The sequence below is a fragment of the Psychrobacillus sp. FSL W7-1493 genome (assembly GCF_038004905.1).
In the GTDB taxonomy this organism is placed as follows: domain Bacteria; phylum Bacillota; class Bacilli; order Bacillales_A; family Planococcaceae; genus Psychrobacillus.
The window spans coordinates 1,497,364-1,517,637 of sequence record NZ_JBBOSB010000001.1 but is presented as its reverse complement, the minus strand read 5'-3'; the positions used below and the strand labels follow the sequence as shown (position 1 = coordinate 1,517,637).

Below are 20,274 nucleotides of genomic sequence, written 5' to 3'. Positions count from 1 at the left end.
AGGGTCTTATACGAATGCTAAAAGTGCTTGTACACCAACTACAGATAACGCTAAGAAGATTACTAATGTTACATAAGTTGAAATTCTTTGAGATTTTGGTGATTGAGTAATTCCCCAGCTTACAAGGAATGACCAGATACCATTAGCTAAATGGAAGGTTGCAGAAATTACACCTACAATATAAAAAGCTAACATCCATGGGTTAGATAAAATTTCATTCATCATGTTAAAGTTAACTTCCTTCGCTCCAATTGCAGCTTGGAATCGTGTTTCAAATACATGCCATGCGATAAACACAACAAGGAATATTCCAGTAAAACGTTGTAAAATGAATAACCAGTTTCTTAGAGTACCATATCTGTTAGGATTGTACTTAACAGTAAATGCAATATAGATACCATAGAATGCATGGAACAACAAAGGAATATAAATTACAAACACTTCCAGCATTAGTCTAAAAGGTAGACTCTCCATGAAATGTGATGCCGTGTTAAAGGCTTCTTCACCTCTTGTAGCAAAATGGTTTACTACTAAATGTTGCGCCAGAAATAATCCAACTGGAATAATACCAAGTAAAGAATGTAATCGACGCATGAAAAATTCGCGATCTTTCGACAAAACAGTAACCCCCCTCAAATTTCCAATTAGCGATGATTAAACTATAGCAATAGAATAATAAATCATCACATGTTCACACCTTCTTGTTACGAATTTATGACATATCCATTGTACTCTCAACATTTTAGAGCGTCAAGGTATGTTTCCTGATTTTATTCATCTTTCTGACACTCATCTATATAATGATTAGTTTATTTTTTCACAAAGTATTCTCTCCCAGTGAAAATATTTTATGCTAGAATAGATTATAGTTTTTATTTATCTTTGGAAAGAAGGGTTGCTGTTTGAATGAAAGAGAACATTCACATGTAACTTCCTTTGGATATGAAATAATAAGAGATCACGTGCTCACTTCTATTCTCGGAAAACATGAAAAAGAAATATTGTACTGGGCAGGTAAGGACCTTGCTCGAAAGTTTCCACTCTATTCAATGGAAGAAGCCATCTCTTTCTTCCAAGAGGCTGGCTGGGGAAGGCTGGAGTTAGATAAAACATCAAAAGATTCGGCCCATTACACACTTGAAACATACAATCTTCCTCAAAGTGGAATCAATAGATGTCACCGATTAGAGGCTGGCTTTCTCGCAGAGCAGAAGCAAAAAATAGATGGCTATGAAACCGAATGCTATGATGAGTTTGTTAAAAAAACTGGATTGGTTACTTTCCATATTAAATGGGACTTAAAAAGTAAACGCTAAAGATACATAAAGAGGAGGATGGGGGCAACTTGCATCCTCCTCTCTTTTTTTAACTTAAGCTTTGTTAAAGTTATTGGTTGATTTTGACTAACATTTCTTTTTTATAGTGACTGTAAACAATAAAAAAAGGGACATTCAAATGGCTATTAAGCTCTTTATCGATGCATTAAAGCTGTTCTCATTTATTGAATGGAGCGACAGACGGCGACTCCTGTGGGATGAGTGAGACAGATAAGACATTACAACCACGCGCGTAAGCGATGGGTGATGGCTTATCGCTCACCCCACGGAAAGCGTCCGGCTGGCGCGGAAATCAATTTTTACACTCTGATTTAAAGATTTCTTTACACATAAATCAACCCTACCCTTTAACATAGCCTTAACTTATTACTTAATTTATAGCCAAATCAAATTCATCATGGAGTGCATTCGCTGCTTGAATCATATTGCCTTGAGGCACTACAACTGAAACCTTTATTTCTGAGGTACTAACCATTTTAACTGGTATGTTTTCCTTGCTTAATCGGTCGAACATTTGTGCAGCGACACCAGGATTAGATACCATCCCTGAACCTACAATAGATACCTTAGCTAAACCCACCTCAAAATCTGCAAAGGTAAAACCTAGATTCTGTTTAGTTTTCTCTAAAACGTGAATTGCTTCCGAAAGAGATTCTTTTTTTATAGAAAAGGAAACGGTAGGCTTCATTCCTTCGACAATCGACTGGACAATAATATCTACATCAATATGGTTATTGGCAAGGGTAGTAAATATGGAAGCGAGTGAACCATTAAAAGGCACTGTATACTCAATCGTTAAACGTACTATATCTGATTCAAAAGCTACCCCTCGTACTACTAAATTATTCTCCACATCTACTTCCTCCTTTAAAATGGTTCCTTCCGTTTCTTCATAGCTTGAACGTACTCGTAATGGAATCTTATAGTTCTTTGCAAATTCCACTGCTCTAGGGTGCAGTACTCCAGCTCCTAAATGAGCTAACTCCAGCATCTCATCATATTCTAGCTGTTCTAGTTTTCTTGCATGAGATACGTAGCGTGGATCTGACGTATAAACGCCATCTACATCCGTATAAATATCACAAATGTCTGCTCCGATAGCTGCAGCTATGGCGACGGCTGTAGTGTCTGACCCTCCTCTTCCTAAAGTAGTAATCTCCCCTAATTCCGACATACCTTGAAAGCCGGCCACAATTACTACGCGATTAGCCATTAAATGCTCATTTATCTTCTGGCCATCCAATTGTTTTATTTTTGAATTTCTATGTACTTCATCTGTAACTATTCCAGCTTGCCAACCCGTCAAAGATAACGTCTCCACTCCAAGTGAATTTAACTGAATAGCAAGTAAGGACATAGTTACTTGTTCTCCTGTAGCAAGCAACATATCCATTTCTCTTTTTGTTGGATTGTTAGTGATTTTACTAGCCATTTCCGCTAAGTCATCTGTTGTTTTTCCCATGGCAGATACAACTACGACGATATCATGTCCTTTCTCCTTTTCTAGTTGTACCCTTTTTGCTACGTTACCAATTAACTCCATGGAGCCTACAGAGGTTCCGCCAAATTTCATCACAATTTTACTCATTTACCTATCTCCCCTTTATCTCCTTGAGCGGACAACAAGAAAAGCGCAAGCGCCTATCCCTGCCCCGACAGGCAAGGCGCTGGAACTAGACATCAACTTATCCACAGGTTCATAATCTTATAATTTCCTAAACAATAAAAAAAGCTTCCCACATATTTGCGGAAAGCTAACTCTTCTCATACACGGTCAAAAATGATTGCCCATGTGAGATAGCCCTCCAGAATATATATTCTGACAGTCCTGCATCTCTTAAATACAGAACCAACATAGGAAAGGAAAAGCTTTTCTATGTTTCGGCGAACAACCCTTTCCTAATCGGTCGTAGGATCTTTCATCCTCTCGATTAGTACTCTTGCAATTCGCACCTCTATCTTCACTGTTTGAATAGTGAATATTAAATTGTTTTAAAGATAACATAAGATTATTCAGAAGACAATAAATTTTTCTGAAAATGAGCCATTAGATTATCAGCTAATTTACTTGGGAGTCCAGATTCTATTAGTTCTTCTCTTGATGCAGCTTGCATTCGTTTGAGGGAGCCAAAATGCTTAAGAAGCATTTTCTTACGTTTTGGACCTATTCCTTCAATTCCATCTAACGAGGAGGCAATTGTATGCTTCCCTCTCTGTTGTCGATGGAAAGTAATTGCAAATCGATGGACCTCATCTTGAATTCTTTGAAGAAGATAGAATGCTTCACTCGTTCTTTTCATCGGGATAATCGCTAATGGGTCACCATATAACAAGGAGGATGTTTGATGCTTGGCATCTTTCGCTAGTCCTGCAATTGGAATATCTAAGCCAAGTTCATCCTCGATAATTTCTCTTGCTGCTTCTATTTGTCCTTTACCCCCATCAATAATGATTAAATCAGGTAGAGGCAATCTCTCTTTTAGTACACGAGTGTAACGTCTACGAACGACCTCACGCATAGCGCCATAGTCATCATGCTTTGCTGCAGTTTTCGTTTTATACTTCCGATAGTCTTTTTTATATGCTCTGCCATCAACGAATACAACCATGGCAGAAACCGCATCGGTACCGTGAATATGAGAATTATCAAAGGCCTCAATTCTGCTTGGCATGGCAATTCCCATAAGACTACCTAGTTCTTCTACTGCCCCTACAGTTCGTTCCTCTTGTCGTTCAATCAAATGGAACTTTTCTTTCAAAGCTATCGCAGCATTTTTTTGAGCTAAATCCACTAGGTTCTTTTTTGCACCCTTTTGAGGAATAATAACCTTCATTTCCAACAACTCAGAGGCTAACTCTAAATCAGTCGTATTAGGTACAAATATTTCCTTTGGTTTAATATGCTCTGGTTTGGAGTAGAACTGACCTAAAAAGGTAAGAAATTCTTCCTCCGGGTCACGGTAAATTGGGAAAAGAGAAACATCTCTTTCTATCAACTTTCCTTGACGCACAAAAAACACTTGGACACACATCCATCCCTTATCTACTGTGTATCCGAAAATATCACGATTTGTGAAATCATTCATCGTCATTTTTTGTTTTTCCATCACTTGATCGATATGTGCTATTTGATCGCGATACTCTTTTGCACGTTCAAACTCCAGCTGCTCTGCTGCTGCATTCATTTTTTCAGTTAGCTCTTTCTTGACCGCTGCATGGCCACCGTTTAAAAAACTAGAGATTTCATGAATAATTTCGGTGTACGTTACCTCTTCAATTTCTTTCACACAAGGGGCAAGGCATTGTCCGATATGGTAATACAAGCAAACTTGACTAGGTAGCTTTTGACACTTTCTTAATGGATATAATCTATCCAGTAATTTTTTTGTTTCATGAGCGGAATGAGAATTTGGATATGGTCCAAAATATTTCCCCTTATCCCTTTTAACCTGTCTCGTAATAATGAGCTTAGGATTCTTTTCCCCTGTAATTTTTATATATGGATACGTTTTATCGTCCTTAAGCATGACATTGTATTTTGGATCATGCTTCTTTATGAGATGGAGTTCTAGAATTAATGCCTCTAACTCGGACGATGTAACGATATATTCGAAGTCGACTATTTCTTGAACTAATCTTTGAGTTTTTCCGTCATGTGATCCCGTAAAATAAGATCGTACACGATTTTTTAATATCTTTGCTTTACCTACATATATAATGACGCCTTGTCGATCCTTCATCAAATAACAGCCTGGCTGATCTGGTAGAATTGCACATTTTTGTTGTATAAGTTCGTTCATCTCATCACCTGTTTAAAAAAACCGGGAACCTTAGAGGACCCGGTTTTTATTATTATGCGTTTTTCTCAACGAATTGAACTAGTGCTTCTTTTGGTTGGAAACCAACAGCTTTATCTACTGGTTGACCATCCTTGAATAACACTAATGTTGGGATAGACATGATTCCAAATTGACTTGCAGTTGCTTGGTTCTCATCAACGTCCACTTTTACGATTTTAACTTTATCGCTCATTTCAGCGTCCATTTCTTCTAAAACTGGAGCAATCATTTTACAAGGTCCGCACCATGTTGCCCAAAAATCTACTAATACTAATCCTTTTTCTACTTCTTGTGAGAAGGTTTGATCTGTTCCGTGTACAATTGCCATAAATAATTCCTCCTTTAGTAACTCTAAATTGATTATAGCAGACAAAAAAAGCTTCATCTACAATTTAGCTTACACACTTGCATAGGCTCATATCCATATAAAAACTCGGCCCCTTATGAGCCGAGTATTTTCTTATGCATTTACCTTAAGTTTTTTGAACTCTTCTGTAAGCATTGGAAGAACTTCAAACAAGTCCCCAACAATTCCATAATCCGCAACCTTGAAAATATTTGCTTCTGGATCCTTGTTAATCGCTACAATAATTTTTGAGTTAGACATTCCTGCTAAATGCTGAATTGCCCCTGAAATACCAACAGCAATATAAAGATCCGGAGTTACCACTTTTCCTGTTTGACCGATTTGTAGTGAATAATCACAGTAGTCAGCATCACAAGCCCCACGAGAAGCTCCAACTGCACCGCCTAATACGTCCGCAAGCTCCTTCAATGGTCCGAAGCCTTCCTCACTCTTCACTCCACGTCCTCCTGCAATAACAACCTTTGCTTCAGACAAGTCAACACCTTCAGAAGATTTGCGTACCACTTCTTTAATAACAGTACGAAGGTTTGTAATTTCTACCGATAACGATGAAACGTCGACAGATTTACTATCGTCTTTCGCAAGTGGAGCGATGTTATTAGGACGAACAGTTATAAAATCGATTCCGTCTTTTACTTTTACTTTTTCAAATGCTTTTCCAGAGTAAATCGGACGAATATAAACTGCATCATCCCCTTCTCCTTCAATAGCTGTTACGTCAGAAACTAATCCGATTTGTAATTTACCAGCAATTTTTGGTGATAAATCTTTTCCTAAAGCAGTATGACCAAAAACAATAGCTTCTGGATTTTCTTGTTCAACTACTGCCATAAATGCTTGACCATAGCCATCAGAAGTATATTGCTTTAAATGTGGATGTTCTACCGTAATGACACGGTCTGCACCATATTTCCCTAGCTCAACAGCTAAGTCCTGGACTGCATCCCCTAATAATACTGCTACTACTTCTCCACCATCAGAAATTTGCTTTGCTGCAGCGATTGATTCATATGATACGTTACGAAGTGCACCCTCACGTGCTTCCCCTAAAACTAATACTTTTTTAGACATGATTTGTTCCTCCCATTTTATAAATGATTCGAACCCTCTTTAATTTCGAGATGTTCATAGATTACTAGAAACTAAATGTTATACTACTTTCGCTTCTGTATGAAGAAGGCTCACTAGCTCTTTCACTTGATCAGCTAGATCTCCTTCTAATACTTTTCCAGCTTCCTTTTTAGGAGGTAAGTAAATTTCGATTGTTTCTGTTTTAGCCTCTACATCATCTTCGTCAATATCAAGGTCATCTAATTCTAGTTCTTCTAAAGGTTTTTTCTTCGCCTTCATAATACCTGGTAAAGAAGGGTAGCGTGGTTCATTCAAACCTTGCTGTGCAGTAACTAAAAGAGGTAATGATGCCTCTAAAACTTCTGTATCCCCTTCAACGTCACGTTTGATTGTAGCAGTTGTTCCATTGATTTCAAGGTTTGTAATCGTAGTTACGTAGTTAATACCCAATAGTTCTGCAACACGTGGTCCAACTTGACCTGAACCGCCATCGATTGCAACGTTACCTGCTAAGATTAAATCTGCATCCTTGTCTTTTAAGTATTCGGATATAATATGAGCAGCAGTGAACTGGTCCATTTCTTCTATGTCGTCTTCTGTATTGATAAGTACTGCTTTATCAGCACCCATCGCTAGAGCTGTACGTAATTGTTTTTCTGCATCCTCACCGCCCATTGTAAGAACAGTTACTTCTCCACCATGTGCGTCGCGTACTTGGATTGCTTCCTCTATTGCATACTCATCGTAAGGGTTGATGATGAACTCTGCACCATCCTCTTGAATTTTTCCTCCGCTTACAACAATTTTCTCCTCTGTGTCGAACGTGCGTTTAACTAGAACATAAATATTCATGTTGAAGTCCTCCCCATATTGTTATTTACCTTTAAAGTCAGGCTGTCTTTTTTCGATAAATGCTGATATACCTTCTTTTGCATCCTCTGAAACAAAAACTGTTCCGAAGGCATTCGCTTCTGCTTTTACACCCTCGTGATAAGATGCAGGCTTCACATATTGAAGCATTTCCAATGCTGCCTTTACTGCAACTGGGCTTTTCTTTGCAATTTTAGCTGCTAGCTCCCGAGCCTTTTCAAACAATTCTTCCTCTGGGTAAGCATGGTTTGCTAGCCCGTATGCAGCTGCATCTTTCCCACTGATAGGATCGCTTGTTAAAAGCATTTCTGCTGCTTTAGCAAACCCAACATAGCGTGGAAGACGTTGGGTGCCGGCAAAGCCAGGTATTAATCCCAACTGTAGCTCTGGCAATCCAAGCTTAGCATTGTCAGCAACTAGTCTAATATGACAGCTCATTGCCAGTTCCAATCCCCCACCTAGTGCTGCACCATGAATGGCAGCAATAATTGGTTTAGAGAATGTTTCGACTCTTTCAAATATAGTTTGTCCACTAGAAGCTAGCTTTGAAAACTCTTCTCCAGAAGTCACTGTGGTAAATTCCTTAATATCTGCCCCTGCTGAGAAAAATCGTCCTTCTCCTTTTAGAAGGATCACACGAACGTTATCGTCGTGCTCCACTTCGTCTAACAAGCTATTAACTTCTAAAATGACACCCCTTGCTAGTGCATTTGCAGGAGGACGATTCAGAGTAACAGTTGCTACATGATTTTCGACATTCCATGACAAAAACTCCATTTACCCACATCCCTTTTTAGGTTGTTATCCCTTTTAATAATAAACGATGCACTTTCTCTGTAAGTCCGACCAAGTCATATTTATACTCATTCATCACCCAGGAAGTAGTCGTCTCATCAATTGTACCAAAAACCATTTGTCTTGCTAAGCGAATATCTACAGAATTTTCGAATTCCTCATTTTTTATACCTTCTCTTAAGATGGTGTCGAGCAATGTCAAATAATTTTTTAAGATTGCATTTATTCGTAAACGCAAGGCTAGATTGGATTGACGAAGCTCCAATTGGGTTACAGTTGCTAGATGCTTATTACTTGCCAGTACCTTAAAATGATTTTCAATCATTTTATATAATTTTTCAGAGGCACTGATGTCCTCTTTTAAAATTTCTTTCAAGTTATCAGCAAACACTTCCATTTTTTCTTCAAAAACCGATATTAAAATATCTTCCTTGTTTTTAAAGTATAAATAGATTGTTCCATCTGCAACACCAGCTTGTTTAGCTATTTTAGAAACCTGAGATTGATGGTATCCGTTTTCAGCTATGACGATGATTGCTGCGTCAATAATTTGTTTATACTTAGGTTTGTCTTTCTTCAATGAATTCACCACCAAAAAATAAAAATATGAATGATGATTCATTCATATTTTTATTTTATATTCAATTTTTTATATTGTCAATAAACAATTAACTCTCAACTGCTACCTTCTTCAACTTTTCTCTTTCTTCCTCTATCAGATTTCTTCTTAAAATTTTCCCGATGGCAGTTTTAGGAAGCTCATCTCTAAATTCATAAATTCTAGGAACCTTAAAGGAAGCAAGGTTATCACGACAATGTGTATTGAGATCTTCCTCTGTCGCAGTCATACCCTCTTTTAATACAATGTATGCCTTTACTGTTTCTCCTCGATATGGATCTGGTACTCCAGCTACTACACATTCTTGAACAGCTGGATGTTCGTATAATACTTCTTCTACATCACGCGGATAAATATTATACCCACCAGCGATTATAAGGTCTTTTTTGCGGTCTACAATATAAAAGAAACCGTTTTCATCCATGTACCCTAAATCACCTGTTAATAACCATCCGTCTCGCATCGTCATTTCCGTATCTTCTTTGCGATTCCAATAGCCTTTCATTACCTGTGGGCCTTTGACAGCGATTTCACCTATTTCTCCATGTGGCAATGACTCAGTAGATTCTGGTCCAAAAATGGTAGCTTCTGTATCTGGCCAGGGAACACCAATGGAGCCTTTTACCCGGTCCTCACTGTATATTAAATTTGCATGTGTAACAGGAGACGTTTCAGTTAAACCATAACCTTCTACTAGTCTTCCACCTGTTATTTCTTCAAACTTTTCTTGAACCTCGGCTGGTAGGGCTGCTGAACCACTTAAACAAGCTACGATAGAAGATAAGTCATACTTTTTAACATCTGGGTGATTTAAAATACCGATGTACATAGTTGGAGCGCCTGGAAATAGTGTGGGCTTTTGTTTATCAATTGTTTTTAGTGCCGTCTCAACATCAAACTTAGGTAATAATATCATACGATTGCATTGCATGACAGAAAAAATCATTACAGTAGTCATTCCATATACATGAAAGAAAGGTAAGATACCTAAAATCGACTCTTCTCCTTCACGACATTCATGCAACCATGCTCTACTCATAGAAACGTTTGAAATCAAATTCTTATGCGTGAGCATAACGCCTTTAGGGAAGCCAGTAGTACCACCAGTGTATTGAAGTAAAGCTAGATCTTCTTCAAAATCGAACGTTAAGTCAATAGTATCCGTCTTACCGACCTTCATAATTTCAGTAAATAGATGGTTCATACCTCGATGCTCAACTTTTACACTAAAGCCATATTGCTTCTTTTGTATAAATGGATAGATAAGATTTTTAGGAAAGGGCAGGTAATCCTTAATTCCTGTGATAATGATATTTTCTAAATCTGTTTCTTTAATTACCTTAGTAACTCTAGGAAAAAGAATGTCCATAGCTAAAATGATTTTTGCTCCTGAATCCTTTAACTGGTACGCGATTTCTCGTTCAGTGTACAGAGGATTTGTTTGTACAACAATACCACCTGCATATAAAGTCCCAAAATAACCTATAACCCCTTGTGGACAGTTTGGCAGCATGATTGCTACTCTGTCCCCTCTTTGCAGGCCTAGTGACTGCAAATAATTCGCAAACTTCATCGATGATTCGTAAAGCTCTTTGTAAGTTACATCTCTCCCCATGAAATGTATGGCTATCTTCGCTGGAAATTTCTTGTACGCTCTCGTAAGATACTCTTGGACAGGAATAGTTTCATAGTCAAGCGTGTGTGGAACTTCCGGCGGATAGTGAGAAAGCCATGGTTTTTCAATCATTTGTTTGCCCCCTTTGTATGAATTTAATAGAGTGAATATTCCTATTTTTTATTATAGATAAAAATGAATGACAATTCAATTCATAAAAAAAGAAAAGTAGTAGTCACTTTGCATTTCCAATACAAACTAAGAAGGTAATAGGCCTGACAAAACATAAACGTTAGTGTAATCAACTTAAAGCAACATAAAAAAGAGACTGTACTAATTCGTTAATTCATTCAATTGAATTTACTAACGCATAATTACAGCCTCCTCTGGAGCTTAAATAACCCTATGAATTTTTTACTATATATATTATGCCAATTGCTAGAAAAAATATTCCAACTACAATTAATACCTTTGATAATTTCTCCATCTTTATCTCTCCTAATTAAATACTCGCACCAATAACAAATGATAATCCTACAGAAATAATTAACGAAATAAATCCAACGGATCGATTATCATTTTCTATTTCTTTATCCACATTAAAGCCTGGAGTAAAAAATTCAAATAACCAATAGGCGATAATTAGAAGAGCGAAGCCATATAGTCCCCAACCAATCATCTCAAAAAGTGTATTATGCTCTTCAATTGAATATTTAAAGATATTACATACACCGAATATCTTCCCACCGGTGGCTAGTGCCACTGCGACATTTCCATTTTTAATTTCCTGCCAGTTTTTATATTTGGTCACGATCTCAAACATAACCATGGAAACTATTAAACATAATATAACCACACTAAAATAACCTGCAGATTCTACTAATGGATTTGACCAAAAACTACCTAGCAGCATGATATAGCCCCTTTCAAACTTTTCTATCTTTACGATTTATAAAAATGAAAGTTTCATTTTTTTATATAGCTGAATGAATTTCCATTTCCCAGTGCTTTTGTTAATAAGAAAATAACGAGTTATATCTACTTTTACTAATAAGGTGAGGAAAGAGAATGCGGAGTAAATCACATCTGTTTCTCCTTCCTTCCAACATTACTTCAGTTCAACGACAGTAACGCCGTGTCCCCCTTCTCCAGCTTCACCGAATCGATAGCTTTTTACTCGCGAATGATTTTTCAAATACTGCTGAATAGCCTGTCTTAGGACACCTGTTCCTTTTCCGTGAATAATAGAGACTCTCGGATAGTTCGACAATATCGCATCGTCTAAATATTTTTCTGTTCGAATAATAGCATCCTCGTAGCGCTCTCCACGTAAATCCAACTCAAGCTTCACGTGTGAATCTCTACCTCTTACTGCATTCACTGATACGCTCTGTTTCTGCTTTTCTGGTTTTATAAATTCTAAGTCTGATTCGTCTAGCTTCATTTTGAGCATTCCAATTTGTACGGACCATTCGGATTTAGACACCTTTTCTAGTAATGTCCCTTTTTGGCCAAAGCTTAACACCTTTACCTCGTCGCCCGACTGTAATTCTTTTACTCGTTCATTTATTTTTTTCTGTTTTTTCAATACAGGATTGTTCGGAAGGGCTTCATCTAAACGTTTTTTAGCATCTATTAACTCATGTTCCTTCACAAGCTTATGTGTATTAGATTGCATTTTTCGTAGCTCGCTAATAATTTCGTCCGCTTCTCTTCTTGCCTCTTCCACTATTTTTCTAGCTTTGTCTTTCGCTTTTTGTTCTAGTTTTTCTTTTTTCTCATCGTATTCTGCAAGTCTTCGCTCAAGATCATCCTTTAAATGCTTAGCCTTTTCTAACTCAGCCTCGGTTTCTTCTGCATCTCGCTCAGCTTGTCTACGACTATCCTCTAGGGAAGCAATCATAGAATTTACCTCTCCACGGTCGGTACCCGTATAGGTTTGTGCCTGTGAAATAATATGGTTTGGCAAGCCTAAACGCTCTGATATTTCAAAAGCGTTGCTTCGCCCCGGGACTCCTATTAAAAGCTTGTATGTTGGACTGAGTGTTTCAATGTCAAACTCCACACTTGCATTAGCCACACCAGGTCGGTTGTAGCCATAAGCTTTTAGCTCAGGGTAGTGAGTAGTTGCCATGACACGAGCTCCTGTTCCATGGACAGCATCTAGAATAGAGATTGCAAGAGCTGCTCCCTCCTGAGGATCAGTTCCAGCACCAAGCTCATCAAACAAAATTAATGATTTTTCGTTATATTTTTTTAGAATATCCACAATGTTGACCATGTGAGACGAGAATGTACTTAGGCTTTGCTCAATAGACTGCTCGTCGCCAATGTCAGCAAACACGGACTCAAATAACGCAAGCTCCGACCCGTCTAATGCTGGTACTGGTATCCCGCTTTGAGCCATTAAAGTACAAAGACCAACCGTTTTCAATGTAACGGTTTTCCCTCCCGTATTTGGACCAGTGATTACTATAGCAGTAATATCCTTCCCAAATTCAATTGTATTAGGAACAGCCTGTTCTACTGAAATAAGAGGATGTCTCGCTTTCACCAAACGAATGTAGCCATTATTATTAATTTGTGGCATCGTACATTTTTCTGCCTGTCCATATTTAGCCTTTGCTAATATGACGTCAATTTCACCTAGTATATTAACTAACAGGAATATCTCATGTCCAACAGCCTCTACCTCGCCTGACAAACGAATAAGAATACGTTCAATCTCTTCTTGTTCTTTTACCTTTAATGCACGAATATCGTTGTTTATTTGGATTACCGCTGATGGTTCAACAAAAAGTGTTTGTCCAGAGGAAGACTGATCATGTACAATTCCACCGTAATGGCTACGATATTCTGATTTTACCGGTATAACATAGCGGTCGTTTCGAATGGTAATAATTGAGTCGGAAAGCATTTTGGATGCATTGGCCCCACGAGTATAGCTCTCTAGCTTCTCACGTACGCGACTCACTTGAATTCTTAACTGCTGACGGATGGAGCGCAGCGTGCTGCTTGCACTATCCAGTACACTTCCGTTTTCATCGATACAGTCGTTTATTTCATGCTCTAAAGCCGTTAAAATCGGCAAAGAGTCCTTTTTAGATAGAAAATGTGGGATTGCTACTGACTCTGCTTCTGCGACGTTCTCTAGGAAATTTCGAAGAATTTTACTAGCTCTTATCGTACTCGCAGTCTCCATCAGCTCCATCGGACTTAGCATCCCGCCAATTTGAGCCCGTTTTGCATGTGGACGTATATCGACGATTCCTCCCATTGGAACATTGCCTCTTAGCCGTAGTATGGTAAGTCCCTCATCCATCTCCTCTAAAAGCTTAGTTACTTCCTCGTAATCAACAGATGGAACTAACTTTTCTATATGCGTTTTTCCGATAGAGGAAGTACAATATTTCCCTACCTCTTCTCTGATCTTATAATATTCTAAAGTTTTCAGTGCTCTTTCGGCTATCACCATGGCACCTCCTATTTATTCTTCACATACTGTTTGAACTGATCAAATGTCCATGTATTAACAATGTTATCCTTTTTCAGCCATGCTTTTTGAGCATATTTAACCCCTACATCCATATATCTTAATTGATCGATATGATGTGCATCTGTATTAATGGCTATCAGAACGCCTTTTTCCTGTGCCAGCTTCAAGTATTCTGTCTCTAAGTCGAGACGATGTGGGTTTGCATTAAGCTCTAGTATTTTTCCAAATTCACTAGCCCAATCTATTAATATTGGCACATCTGGGTCATAGCCTGTACGACTTCCAATAATTCTTCCTGCAGGGTGAGCAATCATATGAACGTTTGGGCTTTCCATTGCTGTACGAAGTCTTGCCATAATTTTATCTTGTGACTGACTAAAGCTAGAGTGTATAGACGCGATTACGAAGTCTAGCTGCTCTAGTAGCTCGTCATCAAAGTCCAGGGAACCGTCAGGAAGTATATCCATTTCTGTTCCAGCTAATATTTCAATATCGTTATATTTTGCATTTAATCCTTGTATCGTTTCGATTTGCTGTAGCAGTCTCTCTCTTGAAAGACCATTAGCAACTTTTAAGTAGTTAGAGTGGTCTGTTATCACCATATGGGAATAACCTTTTTCACGACAAGCCTCTACCATTTCTTCAATAGAATGAGCTCCATCTGACCAAGTGGAGTGCATGTGAAAATCGCCCTTAATATCCCCCAGCGTTACAAGACTTGGGATCTTTTCTAGCTTGTCTAGTTCTGTCCCATCCTCTCGTAAAGTAGGAGGTATAAATGGTAAATCGAAGAATGAATAAAACTCTTCCTCTGTTTCAAAGGACTGTACGGAGCCGTCCTCTTGCTCCACACCGTATTCACTTATCTTCAACCCTTTGTCTTTGGCAATTTGTCTCATTTTAATATTATGATCTTTAGATCCTGTAAAGTGATGTAATGCAGAAGCATATTGATGAGGTTCTACTAACCTAAAGTCTACATCTACTTCGTTTTCAACATCTAACGTAACTGATACTTTAGTGTCTCCAGCTGCAATAATTTTTAGAAGGGGAAGCTTCTCTAGTAATTGCTCTCTGACCTTTTGATGGGAATTCGTCGCAACGATAAAATCGATATCCTTACTAGATTCTTTTACTCGTCTATACGAACCTGCAACGGAATATTTAACAACTTCATCTATATTCGCTAATGTATCTTCGATAAAAGCAACAATAGGCTCAAGCTGCCAAATAGCAGTTCTTTCCGGTTTGGTTTGAAACACTTCTAGCTGAGCAAGTATCTTTTCCTCTGTTTTGGCCCCAAATCCTGCTAGTCCGCGAACCTTCCCTTCCTCACAGGCAGTCTTTAACTGTTCGATGGATTCAATACCTAATTCTTTGTACAGCTTGGCAATTTTCTTTCCTCCAAGACCCGGGATTTTTAGCATAGGCAACAGTCCACTTGGAACTTTCTCTTGCATTTCTTTGAGAAGAGAGGATTGTCCACTTTCCATTAAATCAGTGATTACCGATCCAGTTGCCGCACCAATACCCTTAAGCGAAGTTATATTATCCATTTCAGACAAGCTACGATCATCTAGCTCTAAAACTTGTGCTGCTTTTCGAAAAGCAGATACCTTAAAAGGATTTTCTCCTTGAAGTTCCATATATAATGCAATTTTTTCTAATGTTTTAATTATCGTCTTTTTATCCACCAGTAGACCTCCTTTAAGTAAGAAATCATAAGTCTTTCACAAACTATAAGTTAACTATTTAAAAAAACTTCCCTCTACTGAGAGAAGTTTATCTTAGACATTGTTACTTTTCCAAATAAATATACCACCAGTTTTTGACCATTTCAGATAAAATTGGCGTATGCTCAAGCATCCATGAAGTTAAGAATGAGCCTGATACAGCATTTTGGATAAAATCAATTGGTAAAAGCACAACGACGTATAGAAGTACGAATAAAATGAAATAGAATTCAATAAACCCTAGAATCGCACCAGTTACAGTGCTGACAAATCCTAGTATAGGCAAGTACTTTAAAAAATCAAACATAGAGGCTAATAATTGTAACCCGAACTTAACTACCATAAATATCAGTGTGAAAGCGATAATACGGTAAAACGTTTGATCGAGATCCAAAGTCTCTACTGCTATCGTAAATGTGGACTCTGAGGTTACTGCAGGAAATGGAATCCAGAGAACAAATTTATCCGCCAGTGGTTTATAATAAGTGTAAGCAACAATTAGAGCAATGATGAAGCCTACCATATGAATGAGCTGTACAATCAGCCCACGTCTAGCACCAGTTACAAAACCGGCAATTAATAAAATCAGTATAATTAAATCTAACATTTTTTCAGTCCTTTAGCCTTTTCAATTCTTCTTCTAGAAGTTCTAATTGTTCTTTTACTTTTATGTAATCGTTTACTGCATTAACAGCGGTAAGCACTGCCAATTTTGCGATGTCTAGCTGTTGATTGTGAGAGTGTATTTCTCTCATTTTATCATCTACCATGGAGGCAACGAGTCTCATATGACCAGAAGTTTCTGTACCTAACATTTTATAATTCTGTCCATAGATATCAACAGAAATTCTTGTTTTCTCTTGTTCTGACAAAGACATACCCTCCCCCAGAAAATCCTATGTATAATAATAACACGAAATAGATTACGATGTGAAGAAAGGAACATATGAATGTCAAATGAAGTTTTACTAATGCCCGCAAATGAAATAGAAAAAGTAAAGGCACATTACTTAAAATACAAAATCGAACGCTCGGCACCGGGAGTCGTTTTCGCTGCTAAGCTATCAGATACAGCAATCACTATCTATAAATCTGGGAAGGTTATGTTCCAAGGAAATGGCGCTTCTAGGGAGGCAGCTCTATGGAATGGTGGAACCTCCTCTACAACAACTACTGTAAAAAGCCCCCTAACGAAAGGTGACACGCTCCCGGAAAACTTTGAATTACAATCTGTAGTTGGTTCAGACGAAACTGGAACCGGAGATTATTTTGGACCTATTACGGTAGCAGCCTGCTTTGTACCTTCTCATCAAGTAGAGCTTGTAAAAGAGCTCGGTGTGAAAGATTCTAAAATGCTCACAGATGAGCTAATGCGTCGTATTGCTCCAGATTTGATGAAAACCTTAACACATAGAGTGCTCGTATTAAAAAATGAAAAATATAACGAAATCCAAGGACGTGGCTGGTCACAAGGTAAAATAAAGGCTATGATGCATAACCAAGCATTGAAGCATGTTTTGAAAAAAATGGAACCCGAGAAGCCATCATACATCCTAATTGATCAATTTGCTGAACGTGGTATTTATTATAACCATATTAAAATGGAAAAGGAGATCATTCGTGAAAATGTTTTGTTTTCCACAAAAGCAGAGCAATTACACGTTTCCGTTGCTGCTGCCTCTATTATAGCAAGATATGCTTTCTTAAAGGAAATGGACCGCCTCACAGAGATAGCCCAAACTCCAATTCCTAAGGGGGCTAGTGCAAAAGTCGATGAGATAGCGGCAAAAATTTATTTAAAGCATGGCGTGGAATTCCTCAAATCCATTACCAAATGGCATTTTGCAAATACACAAAAAGCCATGAAGCTTGTGCAAAAAAGGAAATTTTAAAGGATGGGAAAATAAATGAACATTATAGGGGAAACAGAAAGATTACGCCTTGTAGTATTTGAGGAAAGCCATGCAGAACCAGCAAAGCTTTTTTGGGGAGACAAAGAAGTGATGAAATTATGTGGTGGCTCGGCTTCCGTCGAAACATTGCCTAAAACGATCGAGTTTTATCACCACTGTCATGAAAATAATAATCTATCCGTTTATGCAGTGATGGAAAAAAGTACAGGAGGAATAATTGGAGCAGCTGGCTTCAATGTTGAAAATACAATAGAGGAAGTAGAATTGATTTATCATTTCAATAAAAAATCTTGGGGAAAAGGGTATGCAACAGAAGCCGTGGGAGCTTGTATGAACATTGTAAAACTTCATCCAAAGGTTGAACTTGTCTCAGCTTCTGCAAGCAAAGAAAATGTTGGATCCCTCAAAATTTTAGAGCGAGTGGGCTTTACTTATATGGGGTTGAAATGGTTTGAAGATACCCAGCAAGAAGAGCCCGTGTATGAATGTAGATTGAATAAGGAAACTATATCACAATAGATTATAATATGCTTTTATGGAGGAATTTCGTGAGAATATTATGAAATTCCTCTTTATTTAATTGGCTATGTTAAAGAGTAGGGTTGATTTATGATACATAGAAAAAGAAATCTTTAAATTCGAGAGTAGAATTGATTTCCGCGCCAACCGGACGCTTTCCTCGGGGTGAGCGATAAGCCATCACCCATCGCTTACGCGCGTGGATGTGATGTCTTATCTGTCTCACTCATCCCGTAGGAGTCGCCGTCTGGCGCTCCAATCAATAAATGGGAACAGCTTTAATGCATCGATAAATTGCTTATAAATTTACTCGCATAAACTAAGCCGAAAAACTGTCACGAACTCCAATTTCATAATTTATTTTTGATCTTAATAATCATTTGAATGTCACTTTTATAATGTTTACAGTCACTATAAAAAAGAATGGTTAGTCAAAATCAACCAAAAAATTTAACAAAGCTATTTAATTTAATGGCACCATATTTCTTAAAGCCTACTTATTTAAGATTAGGTTAGCCTCATTTACAACACGGCGTACAAGTTGTTCAACCGTTTCCTCTCTAGCTAATGTTGGGCTTTGGCCCGACCATAGAGACATGAAATCTGCATTCTTTTGCTGAGTGGCCGCTTTTCTTAAGTTTTGGGTAAGAGCATTTTGGACGGGAAAGGGCGGTAGCTTGTTTTCATGCACATGCATTTCTTTCATAAAACGATTTTCAATTCCTCTTGCTTCCTTCCCGGAAAATGCTTTCGTACTCACTATGTCCTCGCTTTTCGCTTGCAGTACGGCTTGTCGATGCACTAGGTGTGCCCCACTTTCTTTGCAGGTTAAGAAGGCCGTTCCCATTTGTACGGCATCTGCTCCTAAACATAATGCCGCAGATAGTCCTCTGCCATCCATTATTCCTCCTGCTGCAATAACTGGTATCGATACCTGATCAGCAACTTGGGGAATCAGTGCCATTAAGCCAATCATGCTGTTAGGGGAATCTACTAAAAAGTTCCCACGATGCCCTCCTGCCTCACTTCCTTGTACAACTACAGCGTCCATCCCCGCCTGTTCGATAGCTATGGCTTCTGGCACAGTAGTAGCTGTCCCTATTGTCATAATCCCGTTTTGTTTAAGATTTTCAATCGTTTTTTTGGAAGGAATTCCAAATGTAAAGGAACAAGCGGCCACTCTTTCTTCTATAACAATCTTTAGGAGTTCCTCATATGTTTGCTTTTCAATTTCTTTTGTAGGTAAGTCCGGTTCTTTCATTTTATGATTTAAAAGGAGCTCATAATTGTCTATTAGCTGCTTAGATTTTTCAACCTGGTCCTCATTCAATTCAAAATGCTCAGGAACGAACAAATTTACTCCGTAATTTGCATTCGTAAGTGCCTTCACCTGATTTATTTGCATTCGTAATTGATCAGGCTTTAAATATCCTGCACCAATCATTCCAAGGGCACCTTGATTGGAGACTTCACTAACTAGCACAGGAGTCGTAATTCCTCCAGCCATTGGCGCTTGAATGATAGGGAACTTTAAATCTAATGCCTTCAAAAAATTATTTCCTATCATAGAAAACCTCTCCTTATTTCAGTTCTTTTTAACTTTCCACTGTTCATAATAAGTAGCTTCAACAGATATCTTTTTTGTTCGCAACCATTCAAATGCTTTTAAGACTAAGGGCGAGGAATTTTCCGTCGATGTTTCCTGTTCCGAAATCCAAACAGCTCCTAGTGAGTCCTGTCCTTCAAACTGCAATGGTGCAGATATCGATCCCCCTACATGCTCAACTTCATAAAAAACGGCTACATGGTGTACAGCCGTGCCTTCTCTCCAATCGGTGTGAATAATAAAGTCAGCTGCTCCAATCTGTTTACGCACATCGATTAATAACCCTGTTTCTTCCTGGAATTCTCTTTCAATTGCCTCCTGCAGCGATTCACCTGTTTCTAAATTCCCACCTGGAAGGTCATAGCGGTTGATATAAGGGCCACCATTTTTCTGAATAACTAGAAGCTTGTTTTCATGTATACAGATACCATACACTCCAAACGCTCTATGAAAATTCAACTGAACTCTATTATTCCATCGCATAGCTTTTTCCT

The 20,274-nt window shown here is 38.2% G+C and carries 19 protein-coding genes and 1 riboswitch; of the genes, 3 read left to right on the top strand and 16 right to left on the bottom strand.

What is annotated here, in order from left to right; genetic code table 11:
- Window positions 1-6: 6 nt before the first annotated feature.
- Window positions 7-618: a succinate dehydrogenase cytochrome b558 subunit gene (locus tag MKX96_RS07705; RefSeq protein ID WP_277347138.1), complete on the bottom strand. Its 612-nt coding sequence runs from the start codon at window positions 616-618 to the stop codon at window positions 7-9.
- 284 nt (window positions 619-902) lie between these two features.
- Here MKX96_RS07705 and MKX96_RS07700 point away from each other — a divergent pair, with 284 nt between their 5' ends.
- Window positions 903-1,316 (top strand): YslB family protein, encoded by a 414-nt coding sequence (locus MKX96_RS07700; protein WP_340883090.1) that lies wholly within the window; start codon window positions 903-905, stop codon window positions 1,314-1,316.
- A 391-nt stretch (window positions 1,317-1,707) separates the two neighbouring features.
- Here MKX96_RS07700 and MKX96_RS07695 read toward each other — a convergent pair whose 3' ends face one another.
- The 13 genes from MKX96_RS07695 to zapA all read right to left on the bottom strand — a co-directional run bounded on the left by MKX96_RS07695 (window position 1,708) and on the right by zapA (window position 16,614).
- Window positions 1,708-2,925 carry an aspartate kinase gene (locus MKX96_RS07695; protein WP_340883089.1) on the bottom strand — a complete coding sequence of 406 codons (1,218 nt, stop codon included), beginning with the start codon at window positions 2,923-2,925 and terminating at the stop codon, window positions 1,708-1,710.
- A 202-nt stretch (window positions 2,926-3,127) separates the two neighbouring features.
- Window positions 3,128-3,303, bottom strand: a riboswitch (Lysine riboswitch).
- Between the two features lie 43 nt (window positions 3,304-3,346).
- Window positions 3,347-5,137, bottom strand: a complete 1,791-nt coding sequence (gene uvrC / locus MKX96_RS07690) for an excinuclease ABC subunit UvrC (protein ID WP_340883088.1) — start codon at window positions 5,135-5,137, stop codon at window positions 3,347-3,349.
- Window positions 5,138-5,189: 52 nt separating this feature from the next.
- Window positions 5,190-5,504 (bottom strand): thioredoxin, encoded by a 315-nt coding sequence (gene trxA / locus MKX96_RS07685; RefSeq protein WP_053588706.1) that lies wholly within the window; start codon window positions 5,502-5,504, stop codon window positions 5,190-5,192.
- Between the two features lie 132 nt (window positions 5,505-5,636).
- Window positions 5,637-6,614, bottom strand: coding sequence for an electron transfer flavoprotein subunit alpha/FixB family protein (locus tag MKX96_RS07680; RefSeq protein ID WP_169361110.1), 978 nt, complete (start codon window positions 6,612-6,614; stop codon window positions 5,637-5,639).
- 78 nt (window positions 6,615-6,692) lie between these two features.
- Entirely contained in the window at window positions 6,693-7,466 is a 774-nt protein-coding gene (locus MKX96_RS07675) for an electron transfer flavoprotein subunit beta/FixA family protein (protein WP_340883087.1), read from the bottom strand.
- A gap of 21 nt (window positions 7,467-7,487) precedes the next feature.
- The gene (locus MKX96_RS07670) at window positions 7,488-8,261 is read right to left on the bottom strand and encodes an enoyl-CoA hydratase (RefSeq protein WP_340883086.1); all 774 of its coding nucleotides are present in this window, start codon (window positions 8,259-8,261) and stop codon (window positions 7,488-7,490) included.
- Window positions 8,262-8,277: 16 nt separating this feature from the next.
- Window positions 8,278-8,859, bottom strand: coding sequence for a TetR/AcrR family transcriptional regulator (locus MKX96_RS07665; protein ID WP_340883085.1), 582 nt, complete (start codon window positions 8,857-8,859; stop codon window positions 8,278-8,280).
- Window positions 8,860-8,947: 88 nt separating this feature from the next.
- Complete coding sequence (locus MKX96_RS07660) at window positions 8,948-10,645, bottom strand: AMP-binding protein (protein WP_340883084.1); 1,698 nt, start codon at window positions 10,643-10,645, stop codon at window positions 8,948-8,950.
- A gap of 370 nt (window positions 10,646-11,015) precedes the next feature.
- Window positions 11,016-11,426: a DUF350 domain-containing protein gene (locus MKX96_RS07655; RefSeq protein WP_169361105.1), complete on the bottom strand. Its 411-nt coding sequence runs from the start codon at window positions 11,424-11,426 to the stop codon at window positions 11,016-11,018.
- A gap of 195 nt (window positions 11,427-11,621) precedes the next feature.
- Window positions 11,622-13,985 (bottom strand): endonuclease MutS2, encoded by a 2,364-nt coding sequence (locus MKX96_RS07650; protein ID WP_340883083.1) that lies wholly within the window; start codon window positions 13,983-13,985, stop codon window positions 11,622-11,624.
- Between the two features lie 11 nt (window positions 13,986-13,996).
- Complete coding sequence (polX, locus tag MKX96_RS07645) at window positions 13,997-15,703, bottom strand: DNA polymerase/3'-5' exonuclease PolX (protein ID WP_340883082.1); 1,707 nt, start codon at window positions 15,701-15,703, stop codon at window positions 13,997-13,999.
- Window positions 15,704-15,806: 103 nt separating this feature from the next.
- The gene (locus tag MKX96_RS07640) at window positions 15,807-16,349 is read right to left on the bottom strand and encodes a CvpA family protein (RefSeq protein ID WP_169361102.1); all 543 of its coding nucleotides are present in this window, start codon (window positions 16,347-16,349) and stop codon (window positions 15,807-15,809) included.
- A gap of 4 nt (window positions 16,350-16,353) precedes the next feature.
- On the bottom strand, window positions 16,354-16,614 hold the full coding sequence (gene zapA / locus MKX96_RS07635) for a cell division protein ZapA (protein ID WP_340883081.1): 261 nt from the start codon (window positions 16,612-16,614) through the stop codon (window positions 16,354-16,356).
- Window positions 16,615-16,692: 78 nt separating this feature from the next.
- On the opposite strand from zapA, the gene rnhC reads away from it, so the two are divergent.
- Both rnhC and MKX96_RS07625 read left to right on the top strand, forming a co-directional pair.
- A complete protein-coding gene (rnhC, locus tag MKX96_RS07630) occupies window positions 16,693-17,634 on the top strand; it encodes a ribonuclease HIII (RefSeq protein WP_340883080.1) in 942 nt (313 codons plus the stop codon).
- A gap of 15 nt (window positions 17,635-17,649) precedes the next feature.
- Entirely contained in the window at window positions 17,650-18,174 is a 525-nt protein-coding gene (locus MKX96_RS07625) for a GNAT family N-acetyltransferase (RefSeq protein WP_340883079.1), read from the top strand.
- A 493-nt stretch (window positions 18,175-18,667) separates the two neighbouring features.
- On the opposite strand, the gene MKX96_RS07620 is transcribed toward MKX96_RS07625, so the two are convergent.
- The gene (locus MKX96_RS07620; RefSeq protein WP_340883078.1) at window positions 18,668-19,741 is read right to left on the bottom strand and encodes an NAD(P)H-dependent flavin oxidoreductase; all 1,074 of its coding nucleotides are present in this window, start codon (window positions 19,739-19,741) and stop codon (window positions 18,668-18,670) included.
- Between the two features lie 18 nt (window positions 19,742-19,759).
- Window positions 19,760-20,263: an NUDIX hydrolase gene (locus MKX96_RS07615; RefSeq protein WP_340885919.1), complete on the bottom strand. Its 504-nt coding sequence runs from the start codon at window positions 20,261-20,263 to the stop codon at window positions 19,760-19,762.
- Window positions 20,264-20,274 lie beyond the last annotated feature (11 nt).

Coding starts and splice junctions, on each gene's coding strand:
- MKX96_RS07695 (WP_340883089.1), bottom strand. CDS start 2,925: ATGAGTAAAATTGTGATGAAATTTGGCGGAACCTCTGTAGGCTCCATG.
- uvrC (WP_340883088.1), bottom strand. CDS start 5,137: ATGAACGAACTTATACAACAAAAATGTGCAATTCTACCAGATCAGCCA.
- trxA (WP_053588706.1), bottom strand. CDS start 5,504: ATGGCAATTGTACACGGAACAGATCAAACCTTCTCACAAGAAGTAGAA.
- MKX96_RS07680 (WP_169361110.1), bottom strand. CDS start 6,614: ATGTCTAAAAAAGTATTAGTTTTAGGGGAAGCACGTGAGGGTGCACTT.
- MKX96_RS07675 (WP_340883087.1), bottom strand. CDS start 7,466: ATGAATATTTATGTTCTAGTTAAACGCACGTTCGACACAGAGGAGAAA.
- MKX96_RS07670 (WP_340883086.1), bottom strand. CDS start 8,261: ATGGAGTTTTTGTCATGGAATGTCGAAAATCATGTAGCAACTGTTACT.
- MKX96_RS07660 (WP_340883084.1), bottom strand. CDS start 10,645: ATGATTGAAAAACCATGGCTTTCTCACTATCCGCCGGAAGTTCCACAC.
- MKX96_RS07655 (WP_169361105.1), bottom strand. CDS start 11,426: ATGCTGCTAGGTAGTTTTTGGTCAAATCCATTAGTAGAATCTGCAGGT.
- MKX96_RS07640 (WP_169361102.1), bottom strand. CDS start 16,349: ATGTTAGATTTAATTATACTGATTTTATTAATTGCCGGTTTTGTAACT.
- rnhC (WP_340883080.1), top strand. CDS start 16,693: ATGTCAAATGAAGTTTTACTAATGCCCGCAAATGAAATAGAAAAAGTA.
- MKX96_RS07625 (WP_340883079.1), top strand. CDS start 17,650: ATGAACATTATAGGGGAAACAGAAAGATTACGCCTTGTAGTATTTGAG.
- MKX96_RS07620 (WP_340883078.1), bottom strand. CDS start 19,741: ATGATAGGAAATAATTTTTTGAAGGCATTAGATTTAAAGTTCCCTATC.
- MKX96_RS07615 (WP_340885919.1), bottom strand. CDS start 20,263: ATGCGATGGAATAATAGAGTTCAGTTGAATTTTCATAGAGCGTTTGGA.